This window comes from Micromonospora sp. TSRI0369 (genome assembly GCF_001905625.1).
GTDB classification, from domain to species: Bacteria; Actinomycetota; Actinomycetes; order Mycobacteriales; family Micromonosporaceae; genus Micromonospora; species Micromonospora echinospora_A.
Genome location: NZ_LIVU01000004.1, coordinates 544,296 through 558,125, shown reverse-complemented (window position 1 = coordinate 558,125; position 13,830 = coordinate 544,296). Strand labels below are relative to the sequence as shown.

At 74.8% G+C, this 13,830-nt stretch carries 15 protein-coding genes; 11 read left to right on the top strand and 4 right to left on the bottom strand.

The features are described from left to right. The gene (locus tag AMK25_RS15510) at positions 1-405 is read right to left on the bottom strand and encodes a VOC family protein (RefSeq protein WP_073829060.1); all 405 of its coding nucleotides are present in this window, start codon (positions 403-405) and stop codon (positions 1-3) included. A 76-nt stretch (positions 406-481) separates the two neighbouring features. Between AMK25_RS15510 and AMK25_RS15505 the strand changes: the two genes are divergently transcribed. From AMK25_RS15505 to AMK25_RS15455, 11 genes are all read left to right on the top strand, one after another. After that, positions 482-1,276 carry an alpha/beta fold hydrolase gene (locus AMK25_RS15505; RefSeq protein ID WP_073829059.1) on the top strand — a complete coding sequence of 265 codons (795 nt, stop codon included), beginning with the start codon at positions 482-484 and terminating at the stop codon, positions 1,274-1,276. After that, positions 1,269-1,838 carry a TetR/AcrR family transcriptional regulator gene (locus AMK25_RS15500; RefSeq protein WP_073829058.1) on the top strand — a complete coding sequence of 190 codons (570 nt, stop codon included), beginning with the start codon at positions 1,269-1,271 and terminating at the stop codon, positions 1,836-1,838. Before AMK25_RS15505 ends, AMK25_RS15500 begins: the two co-directional genes overlap by 8 nt. Next, positions 1,835-2,170: a YrdB family protein gene (locus AMK25_RS15495; RefSeq protein WP_073829057.1), complete on the top strand. Its 336-nt coding sequence runs from the start codon at positions 1,835-1,837 to the stop codon at positions 2,168-2,170. Before AMK25_RS15500 ends, AMK25_RS15495 begins: the two co-directional genes overlap by 4 nt. Before the next feature lie 116 nt (positions 2,171-2,286). Further along, on the top strand, positions 2,287-3,906 hold the full coding sequence (locus tag AMK25_RS15490) for a hypothetical protein (protein WP_073829056.1): 1,620 nt from the start codon (positions 2,287-2,289) through the stop codon (positions 3,904-3,906). A gap of 30 nt (positions 3,907-3,936) precedes the next feature. Beyond that, on the top strand, positions 3,937-5,334 hold the full coding sequence (locus AMK25_RS15485) for an efflux RND transporter periplasmic adaptor subunit (protein WP_073829055.1): 1,398 nt from the start codon (positions 3,937-3,939) through the stop codon (positions 5,332-5,334). Next, on the top strand, positions 5,331-6,185 hold the full coding sequence (locus tag AMK25_RS15480) for an ABC transporter ATP-binding protein (protein ID WP_073829054.1): 855 nt from the start codon (positions 5,331-5,333) through the stop codon (positions 6,183-6,185). The genes AMK25_RS15485 and AMK25_RS15480 overlap by 4 nt, the downstream gene beginning before the upstream one ends. Further along, positions 6,182-7,366 (top strand): ABC transporter permease, encoded by a 1,185-nt coding sequence (locus AMK25_RS15475; RefSeq protein WP_073829053.1) that lies wholly within the window; start codon positions 6,182-6,184, stop codon positions 7,364-7,366. The genes AMK25_RS15480 and AMK25_RS15475 overlap by 4 nt, the downstream gene beginning before the upstream one ends. Positions 7,367-7,568: 202 nt before the next feature. Beyond that, entirely contained in the window at positions 7,569-7,778 is a 210-nt protein-coding gene (locus tag AMK25_RS15470) for a helix-turn-helix domain-containing protein (protein WP_013288759.1), read from the top strand. A gap of 221 nt (positions 7,779-7,999) precedes the next feature. Further along, positions 8,000-8,101, top strand: a complete 102-nt coding sequence (locus AMK25_RS15465; protein WP_007465623.1) for a 30S ribosomal protein bS22 — start codon at positions 8,000-8,002, stop codon at positions 8,099-8,101. Between the two features lie 120 nt (positions 8,102-8,221). After that, a complete protein-coding gene (locus tag AMK25_RS15460) occupies positions 8,222-9,295 on the top strand; it encodes an NAD-dependent epimerase/dehydratase family protein (protein ID WP_073829052.1) in 1,074 nt (357 codons plus the stop codon). 371 nt (positions 9,296-9,666) lie between these two features. Next, positions 9,667-10,524 (top strand): lysophospholipid acyltransferase family protein, encoded by an 858-nt coding sequence (locus AMK25_RS15455; protein WP_198937555.1) that lies wholly within the window; start codon positions 9,667-9,669, stop codon positions 10,522-10,524. A 16-nt stretch (positions 10,525-10,540) separates the two neighbouring features. Here AMK25_RS15455 and AMK25_RS15450 read toward each other — a convergent pair whose 3' ends face one another. From AMK25_RS15450 to AMK25_RS15440, 3 genes are all read right to left on the bottom strand, one after another. Beyond that, a complete protein-coding gene (locus AMK25_RS15450; protein ID WP_073829051.1) occupies positions 10,541-11,419 on the bottom strand; it encodes an HAD family hydrolase in 879 nt (292 codons plus the stop codon). A gap of 111 nt (positions 11,420-11,530) precedes the next feature. After that, positions 11,531-12,388, bottom strand: coding sequence for a DUF5667 domain-containing protein (locus tag AMK25_RS15445; RefSeq protein ID WP_073829050.1), 858 nt, complete (start codon positions 12,386-12,388; stop codon positions 11,531-11,533). A gap of 292 nt (positions 12,389-12,680) precedes the next feature. Beyond that, on the bottom strand, positions 12,681-13,652 hold the full coding sequence (locus tag AMK25_RS15440) for an ECF subfamily RNA polymerase sigma factor, BldN family (protein WP_073829049.1): 972 nt from the start codon (positions 13,650-13,652) through the stop codon (positions 12,681-12,683). Positions 13,653-13,830: the final 178 nt, after the last annotated feature.

Here is a 13,830-nt window from a genome sequence, read left to right as displayed (position 1 = left end):
TCACTCGTTCGACCAGGCCCGGGTGCACAGCACGAGGCGGTAGCCGTCCGGGTCGGCGAACGTGATGCCCCACCTGTCCCAGTGCGGGCCGGCGGAGACCCTGGTCCCGCCGGCCCGTTCCAGTCTCGTGACCAGCTCGTCGTCGGCGGGGCCGTCGAGGTAGAGCACGAACAGGTCCTCCTCGGTGGGGCGCGGCGCGACTGTCGGTGCCGCGCCGCCGACCAGCTCCAGGTGCCAGCCCGCGCCGGGCAGGCCGAGCATCACCAGGTCGTGCTCGCCCGGACGCCGGGCCTCGGCGCGGAACAGCACGTCCAGGCCGACGCCCTGCGCCCAGAACCGTTCGGCGGCGGTCAGGTCGCGGCTCGGGCGGGCGAGGCGTACGTGGGTGTCGGCGGTGATCGGCATGCCGGCGATCGTGCGACTTCACGTCGTGTTGAGGTCAAGCTTGACGGGGAAAGCTAATGGCATTAGCTTATTGGCTATGACAGTTAGCCAGGTGGCGCGGGACGGCGGCACTATCGCGTACGAGGTGCACGGGTCGGGTCCGCTCGTGGTGCTCGCGCACGGCATGGGGGAGAACCGGGCGGCCTTCCGTCACCTGACGCCCCGGCTGGTGGCGGCCGGCTACCGGGTCGCCTCTGTCGACGTACGCGGGCACGGCGACTCCAGCCCGCACTGGCCCACGTACGCCCCGGAGCAGGTCGGTGGCGATCTGCTCGCCGTGGTGCGGGCACTCGGCGGTGGCCCCGCCACCCTGGTCGGCAGCTCGTCCAGCGGCGCCGCGGTGGTCTTCGCCGCGGCCGAGGCGCCGGAGCTGGTCAGCGGCATCGTGCAGGTAAGCCCGTTCGTCGGCACGCCGAAGCCAAATCCACTGATGCGGGCCGCGCAAGCCGTCGTGCTGCGCAGCCCTCGGCTGTTCGGGCTGTTCCACCGCTCGCTGTTCCCCTGCGGGCGCCCGGCGGACGACGCCGCGTACCGCAGGGAACTGGTCGCCAAGCTGCGCGGCCGGATGGACGCGGTGCGCGGCGTGGTCGCTCCGGCCGACCCGCACTGGACCGCGCGGGCCCGCGACGTGAACCGGCCGGTGCTCGTGCTGATGGGCACCAAGGACCCGGACTTTCCCGACCCGGGTGCCGAGGCACGGGCCGCGCGGCGACTGTTCGCCGTCGCCGAGGCGCGCATGATCGCCGACTCCGGTCACTACCCGCACGCCGACCAGCCCGACGCCACCGCCGCCGACCTGGTCGAGTTCCTGGCGGTGACCGCGCGTGCCTAGAGCCGGCCTGACCCCGGCCACAGTCGTGCGGGAGGCCGCCGTGCTCGCCGACGAGGTCGGCTACGAGAAGCTGACCCTGGCGGCGCTCGCCGCGCGGCTCGGCGTCGCGTTGCCCAGCCTCTACAAGCACGTACGGGGCGTGGACGCGCTGCACCAGCAGCTCGCCGTGCTGGCCACCGCCGAGATTGCCGACGTGCTCACGGCCGCCGCCGCGGGCCGGGCCGGCAGCGACGCGCTGCGCGCCGTCGCCACCGCCTACCGGGCGTACGCGCGGAAGCACCCCGGCCGCTACCCGGCCGCCCAGCGGGCACCCGACCCCGCCGACGCCGACCACCTGGCCGCCGGTGAGCGCGCGGTCGGCGCGGTCCGGGCGATCCTGCTCGGGTACGGCCTCGACGGCGACGACGCGATCGACGCCATCCGGATGTTCCGGGCCGCCGTGCACGGCTTCGTCGCCCTGGAGGCGGCCGGCGGATTCGGGTTGCCCCGTGACACCGACCGCTCCTTCGGCCAGCTCATCGCGGGCCTGGACCGCGCCTACCGTTCCTGGGGGGACCGATGACCGCGCTGCTGCTGGGCGTGATCTTCCTGCTGGAGCTGGCCCTGCTGGGCTCGGCCGGGTACTGGGGCTTCACGCTCGACGCCGGCTGGCCGCTGCGCCTGCTCGCCGGGCTCGGCGCGCCGCTGCTGATCGCCGTGGTGTGGGGGCTGTTCTGCTCACCCCGCGCCACCGTGACGCTGCCCGACCCGGCCAAGCTCGCCGTCCAGGCCGCCTGCTTCCTCGCCGGCGGCGTGCTGCTCGCACTGGCCGGGCACGCCGTCCCAGCTGTGGCACTGGTGGCCCTCTGGGCAGCCGACAAGGCCGCGTTGACGCTGACCGGCACCCCGATCTGAGAGATCTTGGAAGAATTCGGCCCCTCTGGGGGCCCTTTCCTTCCAAGATCTCGGAGCGCGGCGGAACAGCGGCGGGACTCTTTCCCGGAACGCCCGATTGGTCGTACCCTTCGCCGGTGACCGACGGCGACGAGCAGCCTCCCGGCCGGACGACGGACGGCAACGAGCGTCGTCCCGCCGTCGATGACGTCGATGCCGTCGATGCCGCTGACGCGAGCGCCGCTGACGTCAGCGCCGCCGAAACCAGCGCCGATGCCGACAGCGCCGCCGACGCGGTCGCGGCCAACCTCAGCGCCAACGCCGGCGCTGACGACACCCGCGCCGAGACCGCCCGCGCGGCTGACGCCGGCGCCGACAGCGCCGAGGTGGACGCCGCTGTCGAAACCATTGCACCGGCACCGGCCACGGCGTCGTTGCCGCACCCCGTCGCGGTATCCGCGCCGTACCCCGTACCCCTGGCACACGTGGGCGAGCAGACGCGGACGGTGCGGAAACGGCGGCGCTGGCCCCTCTGGACCGCGCTCGGCCTGGTGCTCGGCCTGGTGGCGGGCGCGGTGCCCGGCGTACTCCTGCGGGAGCTGTCGCCGGACGCGGCCGGGCGGTCGGCCGCAGGCCGGGACGACCCGGGCACAGCGGCGCAGCGGCGGCTCGGCGAGCGGATGCTCGCGCTGCTGGACCGGCAGGCCGCCGCGCTCGTCGGCGCGGACCGGGCCGGCTTCCTCGCGATCGCCGATCCGGCGGCGCGGCCGGCCCTGACCCGGCGGTACGCGGCGCTGCGGGCGCTGCGGGTCACGGTGTGGCGGCCGGCGGCCGACGAGGTTCCGGCGGCGGCCGACGGGCGGCCCGGAGAGTGGCGGCAGACGATCACAGTGGGCTACTGCTTCGTGGTGCCGGACTGCGCGCCGAGCACAGTGGAGCTGGACGCGCGCTGGCGGCTGGTGGGGGAGGAGCCCCGGCTGACCGCGCTGGAACCGTCCGGCGCGGACCCGGCCGGCGTGCGGCCGTGGCAGGCGAACGACCTGGCCGTGACGGTCGGGAAGCGGGTGGTGGTGGCCACCACGCCCGCCCAGCGGAGCAAGCTGCCCGGCCTGCTCGCCCAGGCCGAGACGGCCGCCCGGGTCGCGGACCGGTACGCGGTCGGCGACGCGCGGCCGGACCGGTATCTCGTCTACTACGCCGGGAAGGCCGAGTGGCGGCGCTGGTACGGCGGCGGCCGGCCGAAGTGGACCGCCGGGTACGCGGTCGGCGTCGGCGGTGGACGCCACGACGTCGTCCTCAACGCCCAGACCGTCACCCCGGACGGCGTCGACGACCTGCTGCGGCACGAACTCACCCACGCCGCCTCACTGCCCGACCGGGGGTACGCCGACCGCGCGGACTGGTGGCTGGTGGAAGGGCTGGCCGAGTACGCCGGTGCCGACGGCCAGCCGGTCCACCGCTACGAGGGCCTGACCGAGGTGCGCGACCTGCTGCGCGGCGGCTGGTCCGGGCGGCTGGAGGCGGTGGCGCCGGAGGCGGAAGCGAGCGACAGCCGGGTGGGCGGCGCCTACGGCGTCGGCTACCTGGCCGTGCGGCACCTTGTCGACCGCTACGGCGAGCAGCGGATGCTCGACTTCTACCGGGCCGTGGTGCACCAGCGGAAGCCACCGGCGCAGGCCGCCGACGAGGTGCTCGGCGACCCGTGGTCGATGCTGCACGACGAGTGCGTCGCGTACGTGCGGGCCGTCGTCGGCTGACACGTCGACGCCTGTCGACGGGGTCGTAGCATGGGCCGGGTGGCCCGCACTCCCTCGCCGCGGCTGCCCGCGGCCCGCCGCCCCCGTCTCGTCACCGCACTGCTCGCCGTCGTCGCGCTGACCGGCGCCACCGCCGCCTCCTGCGGCGACGACGCCCCGGCGGTGACTGTCGCCGAGGTCGGTCGCGCGCCCGTGAGCGAGGTGATCGACGCGCCGGCCACTGTGACCGCGCGGGCCGCGGCCACCCTCACCGCCCCCGCCGACGGCACGCTCGCCAGCCTGCGGGTCCAGCCCGGCGCGCGGGTCGCCCGGGGACAGGTGCTCGCGGTGATCGACTCGCCGTCGGCCCGGGAGCGCATGGCGCAGGCACGGGAGGCGCTGCGCGCGGCGAAGCGGGCCGGCCGGGGCGCCGGCACGGGCGACCTGGGCGGCAGCCGGCGTGGCACCGACCGGGCCGCCGACGAGGCGTTCGCCGCCGCCCGCGCCGCCGCCGGCAAGGTCGGCGACCCGCAGGTACGCGCCGCGCTGCTGCTCCAGGTCCAGTCGGCGCAGCGGCAGTACGAGTCGGCCGCCCGCGCCGCCGACCGGGCGGTCGCCCAGGTGCAGCGCGGGGTCGCCGGCCTGAACAGCGCCGTCGGCGCGCTGTCGGCCGCGCAGCGACTCCAGGCCCAGCAGGCGTACGACCTGGCGAAGGCGACTGTGGACGCGTTGACGTTGCGCGCCCCGATCGCCGGTGTCGTGCAGCCGGGCGGCACCCGCTCGGCGGCGCCGGCCGACCTGGCCGGGCTGCTCGGGGCGGCCGGTGGTGCGGCGGTGCCCGGTCTCGACCCGTCGGCGCTCGGCGCGGGCGGGCAGGGCGGGCCGCCGCCCGGGGTGGACGACGCGATCCCGGCCGGTGGCCGGGTCACCGCCGGCACACCGGTGCTCACGGTGGTGGACACCGGCCGGCTCGGCCTGCTCGCCGAGGTGGACGAGACCGACGTGCTGCTGGTCCGGGCGGGGGTGCCCGCGTCGGTCGAGCTGGACGCGGTGACCGGCGCGACGTACGACGCCACTGTGCGGTCGGTCGACGTGCTGCCGAGCAGTTCGGCGCGGGGCGGCGTCACCTACCGGGTCCGGCTCGACCTGGGCGCCGGCCGCCTGGGTGAGGCCGAGGCCGCCCCGGCGCCCCGCCCTGGCATGAACGCGGTGGTACGGCTGCGGGTGCGGGAGGCCGCCGACGCGGTGACGGTGCCGGCGTCAGCGGTCTTCTCCGCCGACGGGCGGGACGCGGTCTGGGTGCTGCGGGACGGCCGGGCCGACCGGGTGCCGGTGACTGTGGGCGTGCAGGGGCAGGACCTGGTGCAGATCGTCGACGGCGTACGGGCCGGCGACCGGGTGGTGGTACGCGGCGCCGACCAGGTGCGCGACGGCCAGGAACTGCGGTGACGGCCCCGGCGGTCGAGGCCGTCGACGTCTGGCGCACGTACGAGCTGGACGGCGTCTCGGTGTCAGCGTTGCGCGGGGTGTCGCTCACCATCGACCAGGGCGAGTACGTGGCGGTGATCGGGCCGTCCGGCTCGGGCAAGTCGACGCTCATGCACCTGCTCGGCGGGCTGGACCGGCCCAGCGGCGGCCGGCTGGTGATCGGTGGCCGGGACGTCACCACGCTCACCGCCCCGGAACTGGCGACGCTGCGCAACGAGACGATCGGTTTCGTGTTCCAGGCGTTCCACCTGCTGGCCCGTACGTCGGCTGTGGACAACGTGGCGTTGCCGCTGGTCTACCGGGGCGTCGGGGCGCGGCAGCGGCGGGAGCGGGCGGCTGCGATGCTGGGCCGGGTGGGGCTCGGTCACCGGCTGCACCATCGGCCCAACCAGCTCTCCGGCGGGGAGCAGCAGCGGGTGGCGATCGCCCGGGCGCTGGTGACCGAACCGGCGGTGCTGCTCGCCGACGAGCCGACCGGCAACCTGGACAGCGCCACCGGCGAGGCGGTGCTGGAGCTGTTGGAACAGCTGAACGCCGAGTCCGGGGTGGCGCTGGTGATGGTGACCCACGACCAGGAGGTGGCCGCCCGGGCGCGTCGGCGGATCGCGGTGCGGGACGGCCTGATCCGCTCCGACAGCGTTCATGATCGACCGCCGTCGGAGGGTTCCGGCGCACCTGCGACACTGGACACCGCTCCCAGCGCGGAGCCCCGGTCCGTTTCCGGAAGCGGCCCGGGGCACCCGCCCGGTGGCTCCGGTGGCGCCGCCGGTGCCACCGGGCGCCTTCCGCGGGCCGGCGGGGACGCGGGATGAGGCTGGCCGAGGCGTGGCGGGTGGCGTGGGACGCGCTGCGGGCCAACCGGCTGCGCAGCGTGCTGACCATGCTCGGGGTGATCATCGGGGTGGCCTCGGTGGTGATCCTGGTGGCCATCGGCACCGGCACCAAACAGCAGGTCGAGCAGCAGGTCGAAGGGCTCGGCTCCAACCTGCTGCTGGTGGTGCCGGGCCGGATCGAGGTGGGCAACGCGCCGGTGGTCTCGCCGCTGGACCTCAGCGACGCCGACGCCGTCTCCCGGGTGGTCGGCGACCCCGGCCGGGTGGCGGTGACAGTGGCCTCCGGGGCGACCGCGCGGGCCGGCAACCGGTCCGACTTCACCACAGTGCAGGGCGTGCTGGAGACCACCCCGTCGGTGTTCACCAGGTCGCTGTCGCGGGGCCGCTACCTGACCGGGGCGGACGTGGACACCAGCCGCCGGGTGGCGGTGCTCGGCGATTCGGTGGCCCGGGCGCTCTTCCCCGACCGTGACCCGCTCGGCCAGCAGGTCACGCTGGCCGGGGTGCGGTTCCGGGTGATCGGCGTCTTCGCGCCGCTCGGGCAGAGCCTCGGCGTGGACCGGGACGACGAGGTGCACGTACCGGTGACGGCGGCGCAACGGCTGTGGGGCACCCAGCGCATCGACGGCATCGCGGTCAAGGCGCCGGACCGGGAACGGATCGACGAACTCGGCGAGCGGATCGTCGCGGAGTTGTCCCGCCGGCACCCGGACACCGAGTTCAGCGCCGTCACCCAGCGGCAGATCCTCGGCGTGCTCGGCGACATCCTGGGCGTGCTCACCGGCGTACTGGCCGCCATCGCGGGCATCTCGCTGCTGGTGGGCGGCGTCGGCGTCTCCAACATCATGCTGGTCTCGGTACGCGAGCGGACCCGCGAGATCGGCCTGCGCAAGGCGGTCGGCGCCCGCCCCCGGGACATCGGCGTGCAGTTCCTGCTGGAGGCGGTGCTGCTCACCTCGGTCGGCGGCCTGACCGGAATGGCGCTGGGCGTGGGCACCGCCCTGCTCGTGGACGTGTTCTCCCCGATCCCGGCGGCGATCACCTGGTGGTCACTGGCGCTGGCGTTCGGCGTCTCCGCGGCGGTCGGCATCGTCTTCGGCGTGGTGCCGGCGCAGCGGGCGGGCCGGCTCGACCCGGTGGTGGCGCTGCGCGCCGAGTAGGCGGATCGGACGAGGCACCCGTCCGGGCGAAAAACCCCTGGTGGACATCGGGTGAACGGCTGCCTCGCCATGATCAAAGGGTGGAAGGGATCGCGCAGGTCACAGCCGTCCCGCTACCGTACTGGTTACACGCGCGTCGCTCGTCGAGGCGGGAGCACCTGCCCGGTGACACGCGCCGGGCACGGGAATGGGTCGGTGAGCCATGGCCGGGTCGCAGTCCGACGCACGGCTGTCGGATGTCAGGTTCCTGACCGTCGCCGAGGTGGCGACGGTCATGCGGGTCTCCAAGATGACGGTCTACCGTCTCGTACACAGCGGTGAGCTGACCGCGGTACGGGTCGGCCGTTCGTTCCGGGTGCCCGAGCACGCCGTGCACGAATACCTCCGGGGCGCCTTCCAGGAGTCCGCCTGACCACTCGGCGGGCCGGTCCGCCGAGTGCGACGAAAAGGGGCATCGACGGGGGCGCGTTGGTCCTGCTGACGCACTCCGGTTAGGCTGGACCACGACCGTGATCGCCCTCTGGTGTGCCCTGCCCACCACGCTGGTCCGGTCCGTTGTCCGCAAGCGGTCAAGGCACCACCGGCGGTGGTGTCTTCCGGTCCGCCCCGAACGTTGCATCGAAAGGCTGTCGTATGGGCTCGGTGGTCAAGAAGCGCCGCAAGCGCATGGCTAAGAAGAAGCACCGCAAGCTGCTGCGCAAGACCCGCGTCCAGCGTCGCCGTCTCGGCAAGTGACCGGGGCCGGGCACTGGCCCGGCTCCCGGCACCACTTGCCAACTGTCGACCCTCGGAGGCTCAGGTGATCAGGCCGTGGACGTCCCGGCTCGATCCCGCCTGCCGCGCAAGGCGCACGACATGACCCCCGGTGACACCTCCGGTGCCCCGGGGGTCGTCGTCGTCACCGGAGTCGGTCGCTGGCTCGGCGCGCACGTCGCCGCGCGGCTCGCCGCCGACCCGCGGATCGAGCGCGTCATCGGGGTCGATCCGGCCCCGCCCAACCCCGAGCTGGCCGATCTGCTCACCGACGTGGAACGGGTCCGTCTCGATCTGGACTCGCTCGGCGGCCTCCTGGTCGACCTCGACGTCGACGCCGTGGTGCACCTGGCGCTCGTCACCTCGCCCGATCCGCAGCACGGCGGCCGGTCGGGGATGAAGGAACAGAACGTCATCGGCACGATGCAGATGCTCGCCGCCGCGCAGCGCGCGCCCCGGCTGCGCAAGCTCGTGGTCCGCTCGTCCACCGCCGCGTACGGGGTGTCGTTCCGCGATCCGGCCGTCTTCACCGAGGAGACCGAGCCACGCGAGGTGCCACGCGGCGGTTTCGGCCGCGACATACTCGACATCGAGGGGTACGTCCGCGGGTTCCGCCGCCGCCGGCCCGACGTCACCGCGACAGTGCTGCGCTTCGCGCCGTTCATCGGGTACGCCGCCGACACCACGCTCACCCGCTACTTCTCCCAGCCGGTGGTGCCCACCGTCTTCGGCCGTGACCCGCGCCTGCAGTTCGTGCACTTCGACGACGCGCTGGAGGTGCTGCACCGGTCCGTCGCCGAGGACCACCCGGGCACGTACAACGTCGCCGGGCCGGGCGTGCTGTCGCTGTCGCAGGCGATCCGCCGGGCGGGCCGGGTGGCGGTGCCGGTGCTGGAACCGGGCCTGGCCGGGGTCGCCGCGATCGCCCGCAGCCTGGGCTTCGGCCGGTACGGCCTGGACCAGGTGGACCTGTTCGTGCACGGCCGGGTGGTGGACACCAGCCGGCTGGAGCGGGAGTTCGGCTTCACGCCCCGCTCGACCGCCGCCGCGTTCGAGGACTTCATCCGCGCCCACCACGGCGGCGTGGTGGTGACCCGGGACCAGTTGGCCGCGGCCGAGCAGTTGGTGCTGGAGAGCATCCGGCAGGTCCGCTCGACCGTACGGGAGCGTTCGTGAGCAGCCCGGAGGAGCGGCGCGACGCGCGCTACGACGTACCGCTGGACGTGCCCGGACCGGGCGCGGAGCCGGCGCGGCGCAACGGACACCGCCGGGTGACCGCGCCGTCCGCCCGCCCGGCCGCGCCGGTGGACCCGGCCGACGAGCCGGACACCTCCGCCGACGAGCCGGTCGCCGCTGCCGACCAGCCCGGCGCTCCGGCCGGGACGGTCGCCCCGGGCCCGGCGGCGCACCGCCCGACGGCCGGGAAGACCGTGGCGAAGAAGACGGTCGCGAAGAAGGCCGTGGCGAAGAAGGCTGTGGCGAAGAAGGCAGTGGCTGATCCGGCGGCCGGGAGCGAACCGGCCGGTGACACCCCGCCCGGACCGGCGGTGGCCGACCGGCCGGGCGACCACTGGGACCGCAAGGTGGCCCAGGGCCTGGCGTTCCTGCGGCGGCGGCTCGCCGGTGAGTACGAGGTCGACGAGTTCGGCTTCGACCCCGACCTGACCGACGCGGTGGTCCACCCGCTGGTGCGGCTGCTCTACCGGGACTGGTTCCGCACCGAGGTCAGCGGCATCGAGCACGTACCGGCCGAGGGCGCGGGCCTGGTCGTGGGCAACCACTCCGGCACCGTGGCGATCGACGCGCTGATCCTCTCCACCGCGCTGCACGACCGGCACCCGGCGCGCCGCTACCTGCGGCTGCTCGGCGCCGACCTGGTCTTCCGGATGCCCGTCGTGTCCGAGATAGCCCGCAAGACCGGCGGCACCGTCGCCTGCAGCCCGGACGCGGAACGGCTGCTCGGCAACGGGGAACTGGTGGGCGTGTTCCCGGAGGGCTTCAAGGGGGTCGGCAAGCTCTACTCCGACCGTTACAAGCTCCAGCGCTTCGGCCGGGGCGGGTTCGTCTCCGCCGCGCTGCGCACCGGCACGCCGATCGTGCCGGTGGCCATCGTCGGCGGCGAGGAGATCTACCCGATGCTCGCCGACATCAAGCCCCTCGCGCGGCTGCTCAAACTGCCGTACTTCCCGGTCACGCCCACGTTCCCCTGGCTCGGGCCGCTGGGCATGGTGCCGCTGCCGAGCAAGTGGCTGATCGAGTTCTGCCCGCCCATCCCGACCGCGCACCTGCGTGACTCCGCGGACGACCCGATCGTGGTGTTCAACCTCGCCGACCAGGTGCGGGAGACGATCCAGCAGACGCTGCACAAGCTGCTCGAACGCCGCCCCGACCCGTTCGGCCCCTGAGCGGGGGCGCGCCGGCTCAGGCCTCGCGGTGCCGGCGCCGGTGCAGCGCCAGGCCGGCCGTGACCGCGCCGGCGAGCAGCCCGGCGGCGGCCGTGGAGGGCACGGCGATGCGTACGGCCCGTCGCCCGGTGCGGAAGTCGCGCACGTCCCAGCCCCGCTCGCGGGCCTGCCGCAGCAGCGCCGGATCGGGGTTCACCGCGACCGCGCGGCCGACGGCGGAGAGCATCGGCAGGTCGTTGGCCGAGTCGCTGTAGGCGGCGCACCGGTCCAGGTCCAGCCCTTCCACGGCGGCGAGCTGGGTCACCGCCTCGGCCTTCGCCGGCCCGTGCATCAGGTCACCGACCAGCCGTCCGGTGTACGCGCCGTCGACCACCTCGGCCACCGTGCCGATCGCGCCGGTCAGGCCGAGCCGCGCGGCGATCACCCGGCCGATCTCGACCGGGGCGGCGCTGACCAGCCAGACCCGCTCGCCCGCGTCGAGGTGACGCTGGGCGAGGCGGCGGGTGCCGGCCCAGATGCGCGGGGCCATCAGCTCGTCGAAGATCTCGTCGGCGAGGCGCTCGATGTCGTCCACCCGCCAGCCCTGGACGAAGGCGAGCGCGGCCTCCTTGGCCTGGGACATGTCGCCCGCGTGCTCGGTGGCGAGCAGCCGGAACCGGGCCTGCTGCCAGGCGAAGCGGGCCAGGTCACCGGTGGTGAAGTACTTCCGGGCGGCCAGCCCACGGGCGAACCAGTAGATCGAGGCGCCCTGCATCATCGTGTTGTCCACGTCGAAGAAGGCGGCAGCCGTGGGGTCGGGCGGGACCGTGGTCGCGGGCGCCGACGGGGCCTCGGACCAGCCGGCGGTGTGCCCGTGCGCGTCGGTGCTGACGGTCACCTTCCGGGTGCCGGCCACGGTGACCTCCCTGCCTCGACGACCGCGTACGCCCTCCGCGTCGAGCGTATCCGGCACGGTGTGACGGGCGGGTGTCCGCCGGGAGAAGTGTGGTGCGGTCGGCGTCCGCGCTCAGCGGTCGGCCGGGCAGGCGGCCGGGGCGGGCCCGAGCGCGTCGCTGGCCTGCGGCGTGGGCAGCCCGCAGGCGATCGCCTCGCGCAGCGCGTCGGCGCGTTTGCCGGCCGCGTCGAGCAGCGCCAGAGAGCGGCGGGTGCGTTCCCGGTCGGCGTGGCCGGGCCGGTCCAGCAGGCCGCTGACCACCCGGCGCTGGCCGGCGAGGAACGTGTCCACCGCGTCCAGCGCCGCCGGGTCGGAGCGCTGCGCGGCGACAGTGGTCAGCAGGCGTACGCCCTGGCGGGTGTCCGCGTCCATGTCGTCCAGGACGGCGCTGAAGCCGAGCTGGTCGCCGTGCACCGAGGCGGCCTCGTCGAGCCGGGTGCGGGCGAAGTCGAGGAAGAGCTGCCCACGGCTGATGTCCGAGCTGGCGAGCGCGAGCTGGGCGCGTTCGGTGGAGCGCTTCATCCCGTACAGGGCGTCGCCGGGCAGCGCGTTCTCGCTGGCGGCGGAGATCCCGGAGAGGGCGATCGCGCCGGCGGCCACGCCGACCAGGATCGCGCCCCGGGCCCGCGCCCGGCGTCCGGTGATCGCGGGCAGCAGCGCGCCGCGTACTCCGGTGGTGGCGGGCTTGGCCGGAGTGCCGATGCCCTCGCGTTCGGCGGTGGCCACGAGCATCGCCCGCAGTCCGGTGCGGAACTCGGCGCGCGGCTCGACGTCGGGCCCCTCTGCGGTGAGCCGGCGGCTCACCTCGACGAGCGCGGTGAGTTCACCGTCCGCCTTGGACCGGACATGGTGCCGGCGTCCGCCGTTGGCCTCGTCGAGGAGTTGCGCGAAGCGCTCGGCCCGCCGACGGGAGAAGAGGTCGCTGTCCACCGCGGCACCCCCTCTCGCTGGTCACGGCCGGGCGGCCGTCGTCGTCACCAGCGACCGGTGGCAGCGTGAGGCGCAGAGTCGACCGGGACGGCCGACCTGACCCGCCGGACCGGGTGGCCCGGGGGACGCCGGGACAACCACTGGTCGCACCCGGAGAAACGGACCGCGCCGGTCGCCGGTTACGGCTGGGGCGGCGGCGAAATCACCAAGAGTGATCGGCCCGCGTGGCGCGTCGGGCACGCGACAGCGCCCGGCGACAGCGCCGGTGGGAGGACGGATGTGGGGCTGTCGCTCAGGAGTGGAAGCCGTCGGGCAGCAGCCGGGCCAGGGCCCGTACCGCCCGGTACTGGAGGGCCTTGATGGCGCCCTCGTTCTTGCCCATGGCCCGGGCCGTCTCGGCCACCGAGAAACCCTGGAGGAACCGCAGCACGATGCACTCCTGCTGCTCCGGGTTGAGCTGCTTGACGGCGGTGAGCAGGGCGACGTTGGTGATGTGTTCCACTACCGCGGCCTCCGGGCTGCCCTCCGGCCCGCGGTCCTCCCGGTCGGCGTCGAGGACGTCGCCGGTGGTCACCTCCAGCCGGTAGCGCCCCGACTTGAAGTGGTCGGCGACCAGGTTGCGGGCGATGGTGACCAGCCAGGCGCCGAGGTCGCGGCCCTGCCAGGTGAAGCTGCCGATCCGCTTGAGCGCGCGCAGGAACGTGTCGGAGGTGAGGTCCTCGGCGAGTTGGCGGTTGCCGACCCGGAAGTAGACGAACCGGAACACCGTGTCGACGTACCTGTCGTAGATCAGCCCGAACGCCTCGGACTCGCCTGCCTGCGCGCGTTCGACGAGCGTCCACACCTCGGTGGCCGGGTCGGACGGGTCGGGGCGGCTGGGGAAGCCGGTGGCGGGCGTGGCGGCCGGCACGGCGGGCAGGACGGCGGTGTCGCCGGTGGTCACCGCCGGCAGGATCGCGGTCTCCGCAGCGGAGGGCTCGGCGTCGGTCGCCGCGTCGCCGCGCCGGGCCTGGGCCGGCATGGTGGGGCGGGCCGGGCTGCCGAGTCTCCCGGCTGCGGGCTTCGCGTTGCCGCCGGGCGTCGCGGGGCGTGCCGGCGCCTCGTTCGTGTGGTGCGCGCGGCTGCGTACGCGCCGTCCCTCGCCGCGTACCGCGAGCTGGCCGTCGGTGCCCCGTGGAGGTGGATCGGCGCGCTCGTTGAGCGGGTTGCGCTGGGTCGGGCCGGTGACGCCGGCCGGCCGTTCGGCGTAACCGAAGGTGGTCACCGCGCCTCCCCGGTCCGAATCGGAAGCGACCGCGCCGGGCGCCACTGTGGGGCCGGGGGACCGGGTGGAACCCGGCCGGGCGCGGCCGGGTCGGGACGTGCCGACGGGCGGCAGATCCCCTTGAGGTGCTGGTCCAATGCGCTGACGGGCACGGGGGCCTCCTCGGGCTGAGGGGTGT

Excerpts from the sequence above, each read along its gene's own strand:
- AMK25_RS15470 (WP_013288759.1), top strand. The coding sequence starts at position 7,569 with ATGGCCGGGTCGCAGTCCGACGCACGGCTGTCGGATGTCAGGTTCCTG.
- AMK25_RS15475 (WP_073829053.1), top strand. The coding sequence starts at position 6,182 with ATGAGGCTGGCCGAGGCGTGGCGGGTGGCGTGGGACGCGCTGCGGGCC.
- AMK25_RS15495 (WP_073829057.1), top strand. The coding sequence starts at position 1,835 with ATGACCGCGCTGCTGCTGGGCGTGATCTTCCTGCTGGAGCTGGCCCTG.
- AMK25_RS15460 (WP_073829052.1), top strand. The coding sequence starts at position 8,222 with ATGACCCCCGGTGACACCTCCGGTGCCCCGGGGGTCGTCGTCGTCACC.
- AMK25_RS15505 (WP_073829059.1), top strand. The coding sequence starts at position 482 with ATGACAGTTAGCCAGGTGGCGCGGGACGGCGGCACTATCGCGTACGAG.
- AMK25_RS15510 (WP_073829060.1), bottom strand. The coding sequence starts at position 405 with ATGCCGATCACCGCCGACACCCACGTACGCCTCGCCCGCCCGAGCCGC.
- AMK25_RS15465 (WP_007465623.1), top strand. The coding sequence starts at position 8,000 with ATGGGCTCGGTGGTCAAGAAGCGCCGCAAGCGCATGGCTAAGAAGAAG.
- AMK25_RS15485 (WP_073829055.1), top strand. The coding sequence starts at position 3,937 with ATGGGCCGGGTGGCCCGCACTCCCTCGCCGCGGCTGCCCGCGGCCCGC.